Annotated in this window: 17 protein-coding genes; 11 read left to right on the forward strand and 6 right to left on the reverse strand. The window is 56.3% G+C overall.

Annotated elements, in window-relative coordinates:
- Nucleotides 1-46: 46 nt before the first annotated feature.
- Nucleotides 47-811, forward strand: coding sequence for an SDR family oxidoreductase (locus tag HV157_RS22615; RefSeq protein WP_149376374.1), 765 nt, complete (start codon nucleotides 47-49; stop codon nucleotides 809-811).
- A 42-nt stretch (nucleotides 812-853) separates the two neighbouring features.
- Here the strand turns inward: HV157_RS22615 and HV157_RS22620 are convergent, their stop codons facing one another.
- Nucleotides 854-1,426, reverse strand: a complete 573-nt coding sequence (locus HV157_RS22620; RefSeq protein WP_032678567.1) for a DedA family protein — start codon at nucleotides 1,424-1,426, stop codon at nucleotides 854-856.
- 157 nt (nucleotides 1,427-1,583) lie between these two features.
- On the opposite strand from HV157_RS22620, the gene HV157_RS22625 reads away from it, so the two are divergent.
- Complete coding sequence (locus tag HV157_RS22625; protein WP_014170891.1) at nucleotides 1,584-2,171, forward strand: Yip1 family protein; 588 nt, start codon at nucleotides 1,584-1,586, stop codon at nucleotides 2,169-2,171.
- 167 nt (nucleotides 2,172-2,338) lie between these two features.
- Nucleotides 2,339-3,262: a D-alanyl-D-alanine endopeptidase gene (pbpG, locus tag HV157_RS22630; RefSeq protein WP_014170890.1), complete on the forward strand. Its 924-nt coding sequence runs from the start codon at nucleotides 2,339-2,341 to the stop codon at nucleotides 3,260-3,262.
- Between the two features lie 66 nt (nucleotides 3,263-3,328).
- On the opposite strand, the gene HV157_RS22635 is transcribed toward pbpG, so the two are convergent.
- Nucleotides 3,329-3,883 (reverse strand): GNAT family N-acetyltransferase, encoded by a 555-nt coding sequence (locus HV157_RS22635; protein ID WP_014170889.1) that lies wholly within the window; start codon nucleotides 3,881-3,883, stop codon nucleotides 3,329-3,331.
- A 111-nt stretch (nucleotides 3,884-3,994) separates the two neighbouring features.
- The gene (dld, locus tag HV157_RS22640; RefSeq protein WP_020883209.1) at nucleotides 3,995-5,743 is read right to left on the reverse strand and encodes a D-lactate dehydrogenase; all 1,749 of its coding nucleotides are present in this window, start codon (nucleotides 5,741-5,743) and stop codon (nucleotides 3,995-3,997) included.
- A 189-nt stretch (nucleotides 5,744-5,932) separates the two neighbouring features.
- Here dld and bglX point away from each other — a divergent pair, with 189 nt between their 5' ends.
- The 5 genes from bglX (at nucleotide 5,933) to HV157_RS22665 (ending at nucleotide 12,128) form a co-directional block, all read left to right on the forward strand.
- Nucleotides 5,933-8,230: a beta-glucosidase BglX gene (bglX, locus tag HV157_RS22645; RefSeq protein ID WP_032678566.1), complete on the forward strand. Its 2,298-nt coding sequence runs from the start codon at nucleotides 5,933-5,935 to the stop codon at nucleotides 8,228-8,230.
- Between the two features lie 146 nt (nucleotides 8,231-8,376).
- Nucleotides 8,377-9,294, forward strand: a complete 918-nt coding sequence (locus HV157_RS22650) for an ABC transporter substrate-binding protein (protein ID WP_014170886.1) — start codon at nucleotides 8,377-8,379, stop codon at nucleotides 9,292-9,294.
- A gap of 12 nt (nucleotides 9,295-9,306) precedes the next feature.
- Complete coding sequence (locus HV157_RS22655) at nucleotides 9,307-10,464, forward strand: ABC transporter permease (RefSeq protein WP_182268949.1); 1,158 nt, start codon at nucleotides 9,307-9,309, stop codon at nucleotides 10,462-10,464.
- The gene (locus tag HV157_RS22660; protein WP_020883212.1) at nucleotides 10,457-11,407 is read left to right on the forward strand and encodes an ABC transporter ATP-binding protein; all 951 of its coding nucleotides are present in this window, start codon (nucleotides 10,457-10,459) and stop codon (nucleotides 11,405-11,407) included. Before HV157_RS22655 ends, HV157_RS22660 begins: the two co-directional genes overlap by 8 nt.
- Nucleotides 11,391-12,128, forward strand: coding sequence for an ABC transporter permease (locus HV157_RS22665; protein ID WP_025203651.1), 738 nt, complete (start codon nucleotides 11,391-11,393; stop codon nucleotides 12,126-12,128). The genes HV157_RS22660 and HV157_RS22665 overlap by 17 nt, the downstream gene beginning before the upstream one ends.
- Here the strand turns inward: HV157_RS22665 and HV157_RS22670 are convergent.
- Together HV157_RS22670 and mlrA are read right to left on the reverse strand one after the other, a co-directional pair.
- On the reverse strand, nucleotides 12,103-12,216 hold the full coding sequence (locus HV157_RS22670) for a protein YohO (RefSeq protein ID WP_010433613.1): 114 nt from the start codon (nucleotides 12,214-12,216) through the stop codon (nucleotides 12,103-12,105). The genes HV157_RS22665 and HV157_RS22670 overlap by 26 nt on opposite strands.
- A gap of 69 nt (nucleotides 12,217-12,285) precedes the next feature.
- Nucleotides 12,286-13,026: an HTH-type transcriptional regulator MlrA gene (gene mlrA, locus HV157_RS22675; protein WP_020883214.1), complete on the reverse strand. Its 741-nt coding sequence runs from the start codon at nucleotides 13,024-13,026 to the stop codon at nucleotides 12,286-12,288.
- A 217-nt stretch (nucleotides 13,027-13,243) separates the two neighbouring features.
- Here mlrA and HV157_RS22680 point away from each other — a divergent pair, with 217 nt between their 5' ends.
- Genes HV157_RS22680 through HV157_RS22690 form a run of 3 tightly spaced genes read left to right on the forward strand, consistent with a single transcriptional unit; the run spans nucleotide 13,244 to nucleotide 16,165 of the window.
- Nucleotides 13,244-14,929 carry a sensor histidine kinase gene (locus HV157_RS22680; RefSeq protein WP_025203652.1) on the forward strand — a complete coding sequence of 562 codons (1,686 nt, stop codon included), beginning with the start codon at nucleotides 13,244-13,246 and terminating at the stop codon, nucleotides 14,927-14,929.
- Nucleotides 14,923-15,642 carry a two-component system response regulator BtsR gene (gene btsR / locus HV157_RS22685; protein ID WP_182268950.1) on the forward strand — a complete coding sequence of 240 codons (720 nt, stop codon included), beginning with the start codon at nucleotides 14,923-14,925 and terminating at the stop codon, nucleotides 15,640-15,642. Before HV157_RS22680 ends, btsR begins: the two co-directional genes overlap by 7 nt.
- Before the next feature lie 52 nt (nucleotides 15,643-15,694).
- A complete protein-coding gene (locus HV157_RS22690; RefSeq protein ID WP_014170878.1) occupies nucleotides 15,695-16,165 on the forward strand; it encodes a DUF1456 family protein in 471 nt (156 codons plus the stop codon).
- Between the two features lie 64 nt (nucleotides 16,166-16,229).
- On the opposite strand, the gene metG is transcribed toward HV157_RS22690, so the two are convergent.
- On the reverse strand, nucleotides 16,230-18,263 hold the full coding sequence (gene metG, locus HV157_RS22695; RefSeq protein WP_182268951.1) for a methionine--tRNA ligase: 2,034 nt from the start codon (nucleotides 18,261-18,263) through the stop codon (nucleotides 16,230-16,232).
- Between the last annotated feature and the right edge of the window lie 112 nt (nucleotides 18,264-18,375).

Here is an 18,375-nt window from a genome sequence, read left to right on the forward strand (position 1 = left end):
CGCGATTATCTATACTTACCTCTTTGCAGCTTTTCTGGAGGTGAGTATGACCAAAGTCGCGATTGTTACCGCATCGGATTCCGGGATTGGGAAAACCACGGCCCTGATGCTGGCTGAACGAGGGTTTGATATCGGCGTCACCTGGCATTCCGACGAAAAAGGTGCGCTGGGAACCTGCCGCGAAGTCGAGGCGAAGGGGCGGCGTGCAGAGGCGGTTCAACTTGATTTAAGCACTCTCCCGCAGGGGGCGCAGGCCATTGAAACGTTAATTACGCGCTTTGGTCGGCTGGACGTGCTGGTCAACAATGCCGGGGCGATGACCAAAGCGCCGTTTCTCGACATGCCGTTTGAGGAGTGGCGGGGGATTTTTACCGTTGACGTGGATGGCGCGTTTCTCTGTTCACAGATCGCTGCGCGTCAGATGGTCAAGCAGGGAGAAGGGGGGCGAATTGTGAACATTACCTCGGTGCATGAACACACGCCTTTACCGGATGCCAGTGCGTATACGGCGGCCAAGCATGCCCTGGGCGGATTAACCAAATCCATGGCGCTGGAGCTGGTCGAGCATAACATTCTGGTGAATGCCGTTGCGCCAGGTGCCATTGCCACGCCAATGAATGATATGGACGACAGTGAAGTGAAGGCCGGTTCGATGCCCGCGATCCCGCTCGCGCGGCCGGGGCATACCAAAGAGATTGCCAGCCTGGTGGCGTGGCTGTGTGACGGTGACGCCAGCTATGCTACCGGACAATCATTTATTGTCGACGGCGGTTTTATGCTGGCGAATCCGCAATTTAAACCCGCCGGGTAGAAACTTTTCGCCCTCTCTTTCTGCGAGAGGGCGCCATTGCACTTACTCTTCATCCCGCGTCTTTTCCCGATGCTTCAGCCACAGCCGGACCGCAATTACCACCACGACAATCAGGATAACCCATGCCCAGTGCTTCAGATGCTGGTCAACATTATGCAGCCACGGACCAATCACTTCTCCACCCACATAACCGAGCGTGGTAAAGATCAGGGCCCAGGCAATCGCGCCAAGAATGTTCAGCGGCAGGAAAATTTTCGGCGGTAAATGGCTGGCGCCAATCAGTATTGGGCCGATAATCCGAAAGCCGTACATAAAACGGGTGCCAATCACGAACAGGTAAGGGTGACGCTGGATAAGCCGTTGGGCACGGTGAATTTTCTTGCGGTGCTTTGAAAAGCGCTTCAAAAGCGTGGGGCCAAAGCGCAGTCCCAGAAAGTAGAGCAGCTGATCGCCAATCATCCCGCCGAGTGCGACTGCGGCAACAACAAGTGGGAATTTGAGTAACCCCTGATGCGCGGCCACCCCGCCGAGCAGCGTGATGGTTTCTCCTTCCGCCACGCTGCCAACGACCAGTGCAGCGTATCCATATTGTTCAATAAGACTGTTGATATCCATTACGTCAATGTCATCTCCCTTATTATGCCTCGTTTAATCATATACCCCATGAATCAATAACGGGGCAATCAACGGAAATTTCCCACTGTACATAAAATAATCTCTGGCCTGCATTATACTTAAGATATTGCTGACGGGCCGACAACAAGGGGGCGTTATGAACCATGTCTGGGGACTTTTCTCCCATCCCGATCGTGAAATGCATGTCATCAAAACGGAGAACGAAACGGTCTCGCATCATTACACGCATCATGTGCTGCTGATGGCAGCGGTGCCTGTAATCTGCGCGTTTATTGGCACAACACAAATCGGCTGGAACTTTGGTGATGGCACCGTGGTTCAGCTTTCCTGGTTTACCGGTCTTTCACTGGCCATTCTCTTTTATGGCCTGATGCTGGCGGGTGTGGCTGTCATGGGGCGTGTCATTCACTGGATGGCGCGTAACTATCCGCAACGTCCTTCGCTGGCACACTGTATGGTTTTCGCCGGGTATGTCGCGACGCCGCTGTTCTTAAGCGGTATTGTGGCGCTGTACCCACTGGTCTGGTTGTGCGCGCTGATCGGTACTATTGCCCTCTTTTACACCGGTTATCTGCTGTATCTGGGGGTACCAACCTTCCTCAATATCAATAAAGAAGAGGGCCTGAGCTTCTCCAGTTCAACGCTCGCCATCGGCGTGCTGGTGCTGGAAGCGCTACTGGCTCTGACGGTTATTCTGTGGGGTTATGGATACCGTCTCTTCTAGGCTCACTGCATTGCTGGCGTAAATGCCAGCAATGCAGCATCTGTTCACGATTATCCTCTGGCGACAAAGCCCGGTGACCGCTATGATGCCGAAGCCAGCCTGCGTTTCTCCATCGACACAGGCGGTGTACGTCATAACGTGCGTGAATAATTATCAGAAGTCTCACCATGCTGAAATTCCGAGTCTCTTTACTTAGCCTGGCCCTGTTGCTGGGAGCGTCCGCTGCCGCGCCAGCGATCGCCAAAACGCCCGCCGTGACCACCGCTGCTGCCCAGCCGCAAATCGCTTCCGGCAGTGCGATGATTGTTGATCTCAACACCAATAAGGTGATTTACGCCAGCCATCCGGATCTGGTACGCCCGATCGCCTCGATTACCAAATTAATGACCGCGATGGTGGTGCTTGATGCACATCTGCCGCTGGACGAAAAACTGAAAGTGGATATCAGCCATACGCCGGAGATGAAAGGGATCTACTCCCGCGTGCGACTGAACAGCGAAATCAGCCGTAAAAACATGCTGCTGCTGGCGCTGATGTCTTCTGAAAACCGCGCGGCGGCGAGCCTGGCCCACCACTATCCGGGTGGCTACGACGCATTTATTCGTGCGATGAACGCAAAAGCCAAATCGCTGGGGATGACCAATACCCGTTACGTCGAGCCGACTGGCCTGTCGATTCACAACGTCTCCACGGCCCGCGACCTGACAAAACTGCTGATTGCCAGCAAACAGTACCCGCTGATTGGTCAGCTCAGTACGACCCGTGAAGAGATGGCGACCTTTGCGAACCCGGCCTATTCGCTGCCGTTCCGTAATACTAACCATCTGGTGTACCGGGATAACTGGAATATTCAGTTAACGAAAACCGGGTTTACCAACGCGGCGGGCCACTGCCTGGTGATGCGTACCGTATTCAACGGTAAACCGGTGGCGCTGGTGGTGATGGATGCCTTTGGTAAATACACCCACTTCGCGGATGCAAGCCGACTTCGTACCTGGATTGAGACGGGGAAAGTGCAGCCGGTACCGGCCGCGGCGTTGACCTACAAAAAGCAGAAAGCAGAGCAGATGGCAACCGCCCAGAACGACTGAGCCGGATTGCTGATGACTGTGTTTTCGCCCTCTCCCGCGGGAGAGGGCAACAGACCTCGCTGCGCCTTACTCCGGCAGCGTCCAGTCTCCGTCATTGAGTGAGCGCTGCATGATCACCGTATCCCGCCAGTCACCTTTCTTATACCCGACGCTGCGTAACTGACCGACGATTTCGAAGCCGTATTTCTTATGCAACCGTAACGAGCCGGCATTGTTGTTGCCATCCCCCACAACGGCAATCATCTGCCGCCACGGTCCTTGCTCGCAGCGGGCGATCAGCGCATCCATCAGGACGGAGCCAAAACCACGACCGGTAGTACTCGCATCCACGTAAATCGACTCTTCCAGAGTGTAGCGATAGGCATGGCGCGGACGGTAAGGCGTCGCGTAGCAGTAGCCTACGACGATGCCGCGATACAGTGCGACAAGCCACGGTAAGCCATTCTCGGCCACGCTTTTCATTCGCTGACGCATTTCATCAACGGTGGGGGGAACTTCTTCAAAGGATGCGCGCCCGTGAAGCACATGCCAGGCGTAGATAGCGGCGATAGCATGCACATCGTCGGGAAGGGCATCGCGCACTTCCACTTCGGTTTCGGATAAAATATCAACAGCCGACATGATGTGCCTGCTCCTCGTAACAGATGCCGGAGAAACGTTTCTCCGGCGACAGAACGCTACTCTAGTACGATTAAGGCGCGCTTAACAATCTCTCAAATTTGGCTGTGGGAATTAATCAGACGCTTGCGTCACGGGCTGCTCCGCGTCAGGACTCTCTTTCCAGTATTTATTCCGCGTTGTTTTACCAATGCCGGGGTTCATGCTGTTTGTGGGGTCATTCTCGCGATAAAACTGCTTAAGTGCGTCAGGAGCCTTATAAAGATGCCCCACGTTATGTTCCGCAGGATATTGTGCGCCTCGCGCGTGCAGCAGCGCGAGCATCTGCTCTTTCAGCGCGTGCGCATCCACCCCTTTCTTAACGATGTAATCCTGGTGGAAGACGTAGCACATAAAGTGGCCGTAATAGAGCTTGTGGACCAGCTTGCTGTCGATTTCCGGAGGCAGGTGTTCAAACCACTCGGTATCGTTGCGGCGAAGGGCGATATCCAGCGCCAGAATGTCTTCCACCTCGTCTGAATGCACCGCCTGATAACGAATGGCGGCACCCGCAGCGGCGAAACGGTGCAGGAAGGCTTTGCTGCCCTCTTCAGGGGTACAGGCAAAGAAATCGCCTTCGGCAGTTTTGAAGAATTCACTGAGCCAGGTTTGCGCTTCGGCAATTCCGTCCCCGGCCATTTTCAGCAGCAGGTGATGCTCGTACTTATCGCGCCAGGTTTTCATCCGCTCCGGCAGATGTGACGGGAAGACGTTGCCCAGTTTCTGCATAAAGCGGTCGGTAAAGTGGGGTTTAAAGAGCGGCACTTTTTCCAGCATCGCGTCGGTACGGCCCTTCATGGTGAAGAAGAACGGCATTTTATCGGTGCCGAGCTTGTCGATCATCAGGAACGTATCTTTGCCGTAGCGTTCCGCGATGTCGTAAATATCACGGTGCATGTACTCGCCCGCCACCGGCAGGTGAGCGAACTCGCCCAGAATATGACGACGGATCTCGGTCAGCACGTCCGGCTGATTGGTGCCGATGTAGAACACCTGCTGTTTTTTCTCGGCCGGGAAGGTGTCGAGGCGCACGGCAAAAACAGCCAGCTTGCCCGCACAGCCCGAAGATTCAAACAGGCGGTCAGGGTCGGCGTTGTAACGTGCCGGGGTATCCGCTTCGATATCCCGCACGCGGGTGATGTAATCGTGGTCGTGAGCATGACGACCGTCGTGTTGGACGTCTTCATCTTTCACCCGATCGTCGTCGAGCTTACTCAGGATCTGCTCCGGCGTAACGCCAAGATCAATGCCCAGATGGTTGACCAGGGTCAGCTTGCCGTTTTCGTCGATACGGGCAAAAAGTGACATCTCGGTGTAAGCCGGGCCGCGCTGCACCAGCGAACCGCCGGAGTTATTGCAGATCCCGCCGATCACGGAGGCGCCAATACAGGATGAGCCAATGACCGAATGCGGTTCGCGTCCCAGCGGCTTAAGCGCTTTTTCAAGGGAGTAGAGCGTCGTGCCAGGGAACGCGAGCACCTGCTCGCCTTTATCCAGCAGATGCAGTTTGTCGAGACGAAGGGTGCTGATGATCACGATGTCACGATCGTAATCGTTGCCGTTCGGCGTTGAGCCTTCAGTCAGGCCGGTGTTAGCCGCCTGCATGAGAATAATTTTGTCGGCGGCCACGCAGGCGCTCAGGACGCGCCAGAGTTCAAGCAGCGTGCCGGGAAATACCACCGCCAGCGCCTCGCCCTGACCGGAACGAAAGCCCTTACGGTAGCGGGCGGTTTTTGCCGGGTCGGTAAGCAGGTGAGAGGAGCCAACCAGGCGCGACAGTTCGTTAATAAACGTCGTGTTATCGTGAGTTCGAACAGAAGACATCTTCCACTCCTTGTGGTGGGGCAAATTTCTCGCTGTAAAGCATAGCGCGATTAACTGTTAAGCGGTCGAGTATTCACGAGAAAAATCAGAGAATAACCCTGCAACGTTCTGAGGGTTTGTGGCACACTGCGCTTTTCGCACGGTCTGGCCGAGTTCTTCCGGCGGTTATTGATGAGAGAGTAAAACGACATGAAATGGCTATGTTCTGTAGGTGTCGCCGTCAGCCTGGCGCTGCAACCTGCGCTGGCAGAGGATTTGTTTGGCAATCACCCGCTCACGCCTGAAGCCCGGGACGCGTTTGTCACGGAATTGCTCAAGAAAATGACGGTCGATGAGAAAATTGGCCAGTTGCGTCTTATCAGCGTCGGCCCGGATAACCCGAAAGAGGCCATCCGCGAGATGATCAAAGACGGGCAGGTCGGGGCTATTTTTAACACCGTCACCCGCCCGGATATCCGCAAAATGCAGGATCAGGTGATGGAACTCAGCCGTCTGAAAATTCCGCTGTTCTTCGCCTATGACGTGGTGCACGGTCAGCGTACCGTCTTCCCGATTAGCCTTGGTCTGGCATCGTCCTTTAACCTTGATGCGGTGAAAACCGTGGGGCGCGTTTCCGCCTATGAAGCGGCGGATGATGGCCTGAATATGACCTGGGCACCGATGGTGGACGTCTCCCGCGATCCGCGCTGGGGCCGCGGCTCAGAAGGGTTCGGTGAAGATACCTATTTAACAGCCACGATGGGGAAAACCATGGTGGAAGCGATGCAGGGTAAGAGCCCGGCAGATCGCTACGCGGTGATGACCAGCGTCAAACACTTCGCGGCCTATGGCGCCGTGGAAGGGGGTAAAGAGTATAACACCGTGGATATGAGCCCGCAGCGGCTGTTCAACGACTACATGCCACCGTACAAAGCGGGGCTGGATGCCGGCAGCGGCGCGGTGATGGTGGCGCTGAACTCCCTCAACGGCACGCCGGCGACCTCCGATTCGTGGCTGCTGAAAGACGTTCTGCGTGACCAGTGGGGCTTTAAGGGCATTACCGTCTCTGACCACGGCGCCATTAAAGAGCTCATTAAGCACGGTACCGCCTCCGATCCGGAAGACGCGGTACGCGTGGCGCTCAAGTCCGGCATTAACATGAGCATGAGCGACGAGTACTACAGCAAATACCTGCCGGGGCTGGTGAAGAGCGGTAAGGTGACCATGGCGGAGCTGGATGACGCCACGCGCCACGTGCTGAACGTGAAATATGATATGGGGCTGTTTAACGACCCGTACAGCCACCTGGGGCCGAAAGATTCTGACCCGGTAGACACCAACGCGGAAAGCCGTCTGCACCGCAAAGAGGCCCGCGATGTGGCACGCGAAAGCCTGGTGCTGCTGAAAAACCGCCTCGACACGCTGCCGCTGAAGAAATCCGGTACCATTGCCGTGGTGGGCCCGCTGGCTGACAGCAAGCGCGACGTGATGGGGAGCTGGTCTGCAGCAGGGGTGGCCGATCAGTCCGTCACGGTGCTGACCGGTATCAAGAACGCCGTGGGTGAGAATGCGAAAGTGGTTTACGCCAAAGGGGCGAACGTCACCAACGATAAAGACATTGTCACCTTCCTCAATCAGTACGAAGAGGCGGTGAAGGTCGATCCGCGTTCGCCGAAAGAGATGATTGATGAAGCGGTGAACACCGCTAAGCAATCTGACGTGGTTGTTGCGGTAGTGGGGGAAGCGCAGGGAATGGCGCATGAAGCCTCCAGCCGTACCGACATCACCATTCCGCAAAGCCAGCGCGATCTGATTGCCGCCCTGAAGGCGACCGGCAAGCCGCTGGTGCTGGTGTTGATGAACGGTCGTCCGCTGGCGCTGGTCAAAGAAGACCAGCAGGCCGACGCGATCCTGGAAACCTGGTTCGCCGGTACTGAAGGCGGTAACGCGATTGCCGACGTGCTGTTTGGCGATTACAACCCGTCAGGCAAGCTGCCAATGTCCTTCCCGCGCTCGGTCGGGCAGATCCCGGTTTACTACAGCCACCTGAATACCGGCCGGCCGTACAACGCCGACAAACCGAATAAGTACACCTCCCGTTACTTCGATGAAGCGAACGGCCCGCTGTATCCGTTTGGTTACGGTCTGAGCTACACCACCTTCAAGGTTTCTGACGTCAAAATGTCTGCGCCGACCCTGAAGCGTGACGGCAAAGTTACCGCAAGCGTCGAGGTGAGCAACACCGGTAAACGCGAAGGGGCAACGGTCATTCAGATGTACGTCCAGGATGTGACCGCCTCCATGAGCCGTCCGGTGAAACAGCTGCGTGGCTTCGAGAAGGTCAACCTGAAGCCGGGCGAAACCAAAACCATCAGCTTCCCCATCGACGTGGATGCGCTGAAGTTCTGGAACCAGCAGATGAAATATGATGCGGAGCCAGGCAAGTTTAACGTCTTTATCGGGGTCGATTCCGCCCGAGTAAATAAAGGCGAGTTCGAGCTGCTCTGACGTTTCCCTCCCTTGCATCCCCCGCTTTGCGGGGGATGCGTCTTACCTTATGTTAAAAAGGCATTTTGACGGTTAATTCCGCCGTTTTAAGCTACGCTTTTCTCTCAAGCCTCTGAAAAAGGCAGCAAAAAAATGAGGACAGTGGAATGACGATTGCAAAGGGGATGTTGGGTTCAGCGGTGTTACTGGCGGCGCTGAGTCTGCCATTACAGGCGGCAGAACCGGTAAAAGTGGGTTCCAAGATAGATACCGAAGGTGCGCTGCTCGGTAACATTATTCTGCAGGTACTGGAAAGCCACGGTGTTAAAACCGTCAATAAAGTCCAGCTGGGAACCACGCCTGTGGTACGCGGCGCGATTACCTCCGGCGAACTGGATATCTACCCGGAATACACCGGCAACGGCGCGTTCTTCTTCAAAGATGAAAACGATCCGGCGTGGAAAAATGCCAAAGCCGGGTATGAAAAAGTCAAAAAACTCGACGCTGAGCAAAATAAGCTGGTCTGGCTGACGCCGGCGCCGGCCAACAATACCTGGACCATCGCAGTGCGCAAGGACGTGGCGGAGAAAGGAAAGCTGACCTCGCTTGCGGATTTGAGTCGCTACCTGAAAGAGAAGGGTGACTTTAAGCTTGCGGCTTCCGCTGAGTTTATTGAGCGTCCGGATGCGCTGCCGGCGTTTGAAAAAGCCTATGATTTCAAACTGGATCAGGCCCAGCTGCTCTCTCTGGCGGGCGGTGATACCGCGGTGACCATCAAAGCCGCTGCGCAGCAAACGTCGGGCGTTAATGCGGCGATGGCTTACGGCACCGACGGCCCGGTCGCGGCGCTTGGCCTGCAAACCTTAACCGATCCAAAAGGCGTCCAGCCGATTTACGCCCCGGCACCTGTCGTGCGGGAAGCGGTACTTAAAGCGTACCCGGATATTGCTGAATGGCTCAAACCGGTCTTCGAAAAGCTGGATGCAAAAACGCTGCAACAGCTGAATGCCAGCATTGCCGTTGAGGGACTGGATGCCAAAAAAGTGGCCGCCGATTTCCTGAAACAACAAGGGCTTGTGAAGTAACAGGACAGGGCTGTGCCAATAAAATGTCATAACCGCGTACTGCTGCTGTTGGCCTGTGTGGCCATCGCGGCGGTCGCGTTACCGTTTGTGAATGTGGCCCCGAATCGCCTGATGTCGGGGGAGAGTCGCTCGCTCTGGCAGGTCTGGTCATTTACGCCGTGGTTGCTGGTGACGGCGCTGGGCGCGTGGGTTGCGTTGTCGCTCTGGCAAGGACGCACGGCTCAGTGGCTGACGCTGCTCCTTTGTGAAGGGCTGTTTATCGCCTTATTCTGGGGAGGCGGGCTTGCGGCAACACACATGACCTCGGCGGAAAGTCCGCTGGCAAGAACCTCTGTGGGTAGCGGTTTGTGGTTCTGGCTGGCGGTGTGTCTGCTGGCCTGCAGCGATGCTATTCGCCGTCTTATCTCCACATCCGTCTGGCGCTGGATACTCAATGCCCAGATATGGTGTATTCCATTGCTGCTGCTGTTTAGCGGTGAGCTGAATAATCTCTCGCTGTTAAAAGAGTACGCCAACCGTCAGGAGGTGTTTAATGACGCCCTGGCGCAACACCTCACGATCCTCTTCGGCACCCTGATCCCGGCCTTACTGCTCGGCATACCGCTGGGTATGTGGTGCTATCGCCATCCTTCACGTCAGGGCGGGGTGTTTGCCGTACTGAATGTAATTCAGACCATCCCGTCCGTCGCTCTGTTTGGCCTGTTAATTGCTCCGCTGGCCGGGCTGGTGAAGTCGTTCCCGGTGCTGGGAACGATGGGGATCGCCGGAACCGGTTTAACGCCAGCCCTTATCGCGCTGGTGCTCTATGCGCTGCTGCCGTTGGTGCGCGGCGTGGTGGCCGGGCTGAGCCAGGTCGCGCCGGACGTGCTGGAAAGTGCCCATGCAATGGGGATGAGCGCGAGACAATGTTTCTGGAAGATCCAGTTGCCGCTGGCTTTGCCCCTGCTGCTGCGCAGCCTGCGGGTGGTGGCGGTGCAAACCGTTGGCATGGCGGTGATTGCGGCGCTGATTGGCGCGGGCGGCTTTGGCGCGCTGGTTTTCCAGGGGCTGTTGAGTAGCGCCCTGGACCTGGTGTTATTGGGCGTGGTGCCCACGATTGCGCTGGCGGTTGTCATCGACGCGCTGTTTGCTTTATGGCTCGCGCTGCTCAGGAGAAGAGCCAATGATTGAATTTCACGATGTCAGTAAAACCTTTGCGGGTCGTCCGGCGGCAAGCCATCTCAACCTGAATTTTGCCGAGGGCGCATTTTCCGTGCTGATTGGCACTTCGGGGTCGGGAAAATCCACCACCCTGAAGATGATTAACCGCCTGGTTGAGCATGACAGCGGTCTGATCCGCTTTGCCGGAGAAGAGATCCGCAGCCTGCCTGTGCTGGAGCTGCGTCGTCGTATGGGGTATGCCATCCAGTCCATCGGCCTGTTTCCGCACTGGACGGTCGCGCAGAACATCGCCACCGTGCTGCAGCTGGAGAAATGGTCGCGGGCAAAAACTGCCGACCGGGTTGATGAACTGATGTCTCTGCTCGGGTTAGAACCTGCGCTGCGTGAACGCTACCCGCACCAGCTTTCCGGAGGCCAGCAGCAGCGGGTGGGCGTGGCGCGTGCGCTGGCGGCCAATCCGCAGGTGTTATTGATGGATGAACCCTTCGGCGCGCTGGATCCGGTCACGCGCGCCGCACTGCAGGCGGAAATGACCCGCATTCATCGCATTCTGGGGCGAACAATCATTCTTGTGACGCACGATATTGATGAGGCGCTGCGTCTGGCCGACCATCTGGTGCTGATGGACCATGGCGAGGTGGTGCAGCAGGGGACGCCGCTTGAACTGCTGACCTGGCCGAAGAACGATTTTGTGCGTGAGTTTTTTGGCCGCAGCGAGCTGGGCGTCAGGCTGCTCTCGCTGCGTACGGTCAGCGACTATATGCGTCGACAGGACGCGACGGTGAGTGGCGAGCCTCTGCAGGAACAGATGAGCTTGCGGGATGCGCTTTCGGCGTTTGTTGCCCGCCAGTGTGAAGTGTTGCCCGTTGCGGATGCCCGTGGCGCGCCAAGTGGCACCCTGCATTTTCGCGATCTGCTGGCAGGGGAGGTGACACGTGAAGGCACTTCGTGATCCGCTGCTCTGGCTGGTCGTGCTCTTTGTCGCTTTGCTGTTTCTGATGCCGCACAGCGCGGCGCTGTTTAGCACACTCTTCCCCGACTTGCCGCGCCCGGTGTATCAGCAGGAGAGTTTTATTAATCTTGCCCTGGCCCATCTCTGGCTGGTGGTGCTCTCAAGTGCCATCGCTATTGTACTGGGCGTGGGGGCGGGCATCGCGGTCACGCGGCCCGCGGGACGGGAGTTTCGCCCGCTGGTGGAGACCATTGCGGCGATTGGCCAGACGTTTCCGCCGGTGGCGGTGCTGGCGATTGCAGTGCCGGTGATGGGCTTTGGTCAGCAACCTGCCATCATTGCGCTGATTTTATACGGTGTGTTGCCCATTCTGCAGGGTACGCTGGCCGGTATTGCGGCGGTACCTGCGTCGGTACTGAGCGTTGCTGAAGGGATGGGGATGAGTCGCGCAGAGCGGCTGCGCAAAGTTGAACTCCCCCTGGCGGCACCGGTCATCCTTGCGGGGATCCGTACGTCGGTGATCATCAATATCGGGACGGCGACCATTGCGTCGACGGTGGGAGCCAATACCCTGGGAACGCCGATTATCATCGGCTTAAGCGGGTTCAATACGGCCTATATTGTGCAGGGGGCGTTGCTGGTCGCGCTGGCGGCAATCGTCGTCGATCGCGTTTTTGAGCGTCTGGCGCAGTATCTCAGCCGACACCGCCACGAACAATAAACGAATACCCGGCCAGCATCACGCCGCCGATACCGCTTACGGCCATCAGAACAAAAAGGGTAATTACGGCCAGTTTGGTTGCCTTCATCATGTGCTCCTGTTGTTAACGGAACAATTATACGGTGAAGCGCAGCTGTTAATGAACCATTAAATGCCGTTACGGCTCTTCCGGGCCAAGCGAGTAAACCGGGTAACCATGTTCACGCCATTCCGTCATCAGCTGTTGCTGCGAGGCGGAAGGCACTTCCCCGCACCAGACCAGCAGGGTCTGGCCGTCGAACAATTCAGGGCGAAATTGCGCCAGCGAGTGCACAAGGACATCAACGCGCCAGCCATTCTGGGTGGCAATCCAGGCCTCCAGCCACAGACGAGTAGTATCGTGCACGTTCCAGCCGACCACCAGCGCGTCTTTTCCGTGCTTGTTCTTCGCCGAGGCAAGGCAGACGGCAATGTAGTTGATCAGGACGCCGTCGAGCATACTCAGCAGCGCCTGCAGGGTGGTCTGCTGGCACTGCAGGCGTCGACGGAGCGGGATGAAAAGATGCGTGATCAGCGTTTGCGCGGGATAATCGCGCCCTTGCTCTTTTATCCATGCACGCAAGCGCTGCAGATTGCCCGCCTGCAGAAGGCGCAGCAACGTTTCCTGTTGTTCGCGCCAGAGAAGCTGCGTGTCAGGATCGTCATGGCTGAGCAGGGATTTCACTTTGCCAACTTGCACACCGTTATCGATCCAGCTTTTGATCTCGCGGATCCGGTCGATATCGGCATCGTTGAAGAGACGATGGCCTCCGTCCGTTCTCTGCGGTTTGAGTAATCCATACCGTCGCTGCCATGCCCGTAGCGTGACGGGATTGATATCACAAAGGAGTGCCACTTCACCGATTGTGTAAAGCGCCATATTCGCCCCCTGGCTTACGCGTCCCCAGCTTAACTGTAGTCCCTGTTTACTGAACCAGGAAGAAATGGTTGTTTTTTGCACGAATAATGCGAAGCAGGCGTTAGGTTCGGCAAAAGGTGTGATGCCGGGCACGAATTGCAGCTTTTTTGCCGCGCTTCAAAGAAAGTTTACCGCCAGCAGTGTATGTTACGCGTTTTGAGGGTGTGCGGTTTTGAGTATGTACGAGTTTAATCTGGTGCTGCTGTTGCTTCAGCAGATGTGCGTGTTTCTTGTCATCGCATGGTTGATGAGTAAAACGCGTCTGTTCATTCCGCTGATGCAAGTTACCGTACGCCTGCCGCACAAGCTGCTCTGCTACGTGACCTTCTCGATTTTCTGCATTATGGGAACCTATTTTGGTCTCCATATCGAAGACTCCATTGCCAATACGCGAGCCATCGGTGCCGTGATGGGCGGGCTGCTTGGCGGCCCTGTGGTCGGTGGGCTGGTCGGATTAACCGGCGGCCTGCATCGGTATTCGATGGGCGGCATGACGGCGCTGAGCTGTATGATCTCAACGATCGTCGAAGGGCTGCTCGGCGGACTGGTTCACAGCTACATGATTAAGCGTGGTCGTCCGGATAAAGTCTTTAGCCCGCTCACCGCCGGGGCGATCACCTTTGTCGCTGAAATGGCGCAAATGGCCATCATCTTGCTGATTGCCCGACCGTTTGACGATGCGCTCCATCTGGTGAGCAATATCGCCGCCCCGATGATGGTGACAAATACCGTGGGTGCTGCGCTGTTTATGCGTATTCTGCTCGACAAGCGCGCCATGTTTGAGAAGTACACCTCGGCGTTTTCCGCGACGGCCCTGAAGGTCGCCGCTTCGACGGAGGGGATCCTGCGTCAGGGCTTTAACGAAGAGAACAGCATGAAGGTGGCGCAGGTGCTTTATAAGGAGCTGGATATCGGCGCGGTGGCGATAACCGACCGCGAACGGTTGCTGGCTTTTACCGGCACGGGCGACGATCACCATCTGCCCGGGAAACCGATCTCCTCCGCCTATACGCTGCGCGCCATTGAAACCGGGGAAGTGGTGTATGCCGACGGCAACGAAGTTCCTTACCGCTGTTCGCTGCACCCGCAGTGTAAACTGGGCTCCACGCTGGTCATTCCGCTGCGCGGGGAAAACCAGCGGGTAATGGGCACCATCAAGCTTTATGAAGCGAAAAACCGTCTGTTCAGCTCTATCAACCGTACGCTGGGAGAGGGCATCGCTCAGCTGCTCTCCGCGCAGATCCTCGCCGGGCAGTATGAGCGTCAGAAAGCATTGCTGACGCAATCCGAAATTAAACTCCTGCACGCTCAGGTGAATCCGCATTTCCTGTTCAATGCGCTTAATACGCTCAAAGCGGTGATCCGCCGCGACAGCGATCAGGCCGCGCAGCTGGTTCAGTTCCTGTCGACGTTTTTCCGCAAAAACCTTAAACGTCCGTCCGAGATTGTAACCCTGGCCGATGAAATAGAACACGTTAATGCCTACCTGCAGATTGAGCAGGCCCGCTTCCAGACTCGTCTGCAGGTGTCGTTATCCGTCCCGGATGAGCTGGCGTATCAGCATCTTCCGGCCTTTACCCTGCAGCCTATTGTGGAAAACGCCATTAAACACGGTACGTCACAGCTGTTGGGGATTGGGGAAATCACCATTTCCGCCAGCCGCTTTAACCATCATCTGGTGCTGGATATTGAAGATAACGCCGGGCTTTACGTGCCTTCCACCTCAGGCGGATTAGGGATGAGCCTGGTGGATAAACGCCTGCGCGCGCACTTTGGTGATGACTGTGGCATTACCGTTGCCTGTGAGCCCGACCGATTCACCCGTATTACGTTACGACTGCCGCTGGAGGAAAACGCATGCTAAGAGTGCTGATTGTGGATGATGAGCCGTTAGCACGGGAAAACCTGCGCGTTCTGTTGCAGGAGCAGCCTGACATTGAGATTGTGGGGGAGTGCGCAAACGCCATTGAGGCCATTGGCGCCGTGCACAAACTGCGCCCGGACGTGCTGTTCCTCGACATTCAGATGCCCCGAATTAGCGGCCTGGAGATGGTCGGAATGCTCGACCCGGAGCATCGCCCCTACATTGTGTTTTTGACCGCCTTCGATGAATACGCCGTCAAAGCCTTTGAGGAGCACGCATTCGATTATTTACTGAAACCGATTGAAGAGAAGCGTCTTGAAAAGACCCTCAGCCGTTTGCGCCAGGAGCGCACCGTGCAGGATGTCACGCTGTTGCCGGAAAACCAGCAGCCGCTGAAGTTTATCCCCTGCACCGGCCACAGTCGGATTTACCTTCTGCAGATGGACGATGTGGCGTTTGTCAGCAGCCGTTTGAGCGGCGTATTTGTTACCAGCGCGCAGGGGAACGAAGGCTTTACCGAGCTGACGCTGCGGACGCTGGAGAGCCGAACGCCGCTCGTTCGTTGCCATCGCCAGTATCTGGTGAACATGGCGCACCTGAAAGAGATCCGGCTGGAAGACAACGGACAGGCAGAGCTGGTGCTGCGTGCCGGGCAAACCGTCCCCGTCAGTCGCCGCTACCTTAAGAGTTTGAAAGAGGCGATCGGCCTGTAAAACTGGTACACTGCGCCCCATTGCATCATCGACAGTTAAGTTAAAGGCACCCATGCTCAGTAATGATATTCTCCGTAGCCTGCGCTACACCCTGAAAGCAAACAATAACGATATGGTGCGCATTCTTGCGCTTGCTGGCATGGAGTCCACCTCTGCCGGTTTCGACACCTGGATGACAAAAGAGGATGAAGAGGGGTTTGTTCGCTGCCCTGACATTATCCTGTCTGGCTTCCTGAACGGCCTCATCTACGACAAGCGCGGGAAAGATGACTCAGCACCAGAACTGGCGCTTGAGCGTCGGGTGAATAACAACACGGTGCTGAAAAAGCTGCGTATCGCGTTTTCACTGAAAACAGACGACATTCTGGCGATTATGACAGAGCAGAAGCACCGCGTGTCGATGCCGGAGATCACCGCCATGATGCGTGCGCCGGACCATAAGAACTACCGCGAGTGCGGCGACCAGTTTTTGCGTTATTTTTTACGCGGACTGACTCACCGGGTGCATCACGCTAAGCCGTGAGTGGTACCGGGGCGTGAAGGATGAAGAGGCAAAAAAAAGCCGGAGATTATCTCCGGCTTTTTTATTATTTCACCTGCTGACCTGGTTTGGCGCCTTCATCAGGGCTTAACAGGAAGATATCTTTCCCGCCAGGACCTGCCGCCATCACCATGCCTTCCGAGATGCCGAAGCGCATTTTGCGCGGTGCCAGGTTAGCAACCATCACGGTCTGACGGCCAATCAGCACCTGCGGATCAGGATAGGCAGAACGGATACCGGAGAAGACGTTACGCTTCTCACCGCCCAGATCCAGCGTCAGGCGCAGCAGTTTGTCCGAGCCTTCGACAAATTCCGCGTTTTCAATCAGTGCGACACGCAGATCGACCTTGGCGAAATCATCAAAGGTAATGGTCTCCTGAATCGGATCGTCTGCCAGCGGGCCGGTTACCGGCGCAGCGGCAGCCTTCACCTCTTCTTTAGACGCTTCCACCAGGGATTCTACCTGCTTCATCTCGATGCGGTTGTACAGCGCCTTGAAGGTATTCACCTTGTGGCTGAGCAGCGGCTGCTGGATAGCATCCCAGGTCAGCTCGGTGTTGAGGAACGCTTCAGCGCGGGAGGCCAGCTGTGGCAGTACCGGCTTCAGCCAGGTCATCAGCACGCGGAACATGTTCAGGCCCATGGTGCAGATCGCCTGCAGGTCGGCGTCACGGCCTTCCTGTTTTGCGACAACCCACGGTGCCTGCTCGTCAACGTAGCGGTTAGCCACGTCAGCCAGCGCCATGATTTCACGAATCGCTTTACCGAACTCACGGCTTTCCCAGGCTTCGCCAACCGCCGCGGCGGCGTCGGTGAAGGTTTTGTACAGCTCAGGATCGGCCAGTTCGGCAGACAGCACGCCGTCGAAACGCTTGGCGATAAAGCCTGCGTTACGGGAAGCCAGGTTCACGACTTTGTTGACGATGTCGGCGTTCACGCGCTGCACGAAATCTTCCAGGTTCAGGTCGATATCGTCGATGCGAGAAGAGAGCTTCGCCGTGTAGTAATAACGCAGGCTGTCCGCGTCGAAGTGGTTCAGCCAGGTGCTGGCTTTGATGAACGTACCGCGAGATTTGGACATCTTAGCGCCGTTGACCGTCACATAGCCGTGCACAAACAGGTTGGTTGGTTTACGGAAGTTACTGCCTTCCAGCATCGCCGGCCAGAACAGGCTGTGGAAGTAAACAATGTCTTTGCCGATAAAGTGATACAGCTCGGCGTTGGAATCTTTCTTCCAGTATTCGTCAAAGCTGACGGTGTCGCCGCGCTTGTCGCACAGGTTCTTGAAGGAGCCCATGTACCCGATTGGCGCATCCAGCCAGACGTAGAAGTATTTACCCGGTGCGTTCGGAATTTCGAAACCGAAGTACGGTGCATCGCGGGAGATATCCCACTGCTGCAGACCGGATTCGAACCACTCCTGCATTTTGTTCGCGACCTGCTCCTGCAGCGCGCCGCTGCGGGTCCACGCCTGCAGCATTTCGCTGAAGGACGGCAGGTCGAAGAAGAAGTGCTCGGAATCACGCATTACCGGTGTGGCACCCGAAACAACAGATTTCGGATCGATAAGCTCGGTCGGGCTGTAGGTTGCGCCGCACACTTCGCAGTTATCGCCATACTGATCCGGTGATTTACATTTCGGGCAGGTACCTTTGACAAAGCGGTCCGGCAGGAACATTCCTTTTTCCGGATCGTACAGCTGAGAGATGGTGCGGTTTTTAATAAAACCGTTCTCTTTCAGGCGAGAGTAGATCAGCTCCGACAGCTCACGGTTTTCGTCGCTGTGCGTGGAGTGATAGTTGTCATAGCTGATGTCAAAGCCCGCAAAATCGGTCTGATGCTCCTGACTCATTTCGGCAATCATCTGCTCTGGGGAGATCCCCAACTGCTGCGCTTTCAGCATGATCGGCGTGCCGTGGGCATCGTCCGCGCAGATGAAGTTAACCTCGTGGCCGCGCATTCGCTGGTAACGGACCCAGACATCAGCCTGGATATGCTCCAGCATGTGGCCGAGGTGGATTGAGCCGTTGGCGTACGGCAGTGCGCACGTTACCAGAATTTTCTTCGCGACTTGAGTCATAGTAGGCATTACTTCTTTTAACTGTGAAAAGGGTTTTTGATATTACCAAAAGGGGCATTATTAAGTAAGCACAAACCACGGCCTTTCAGGTAAACTTGTTCATCTAAGGTCT

Source organism: Enterobacter sp. RHBSTW-00318, from assembly GCF_014101375.1.
GTDB classification, from domain to species: Bacteria; Pseudomonadota; Gammaproteobacteria; order Enterobacterales; family Enterobacteriaceae; genus Enterobacter; species Enterobacter ludwigii.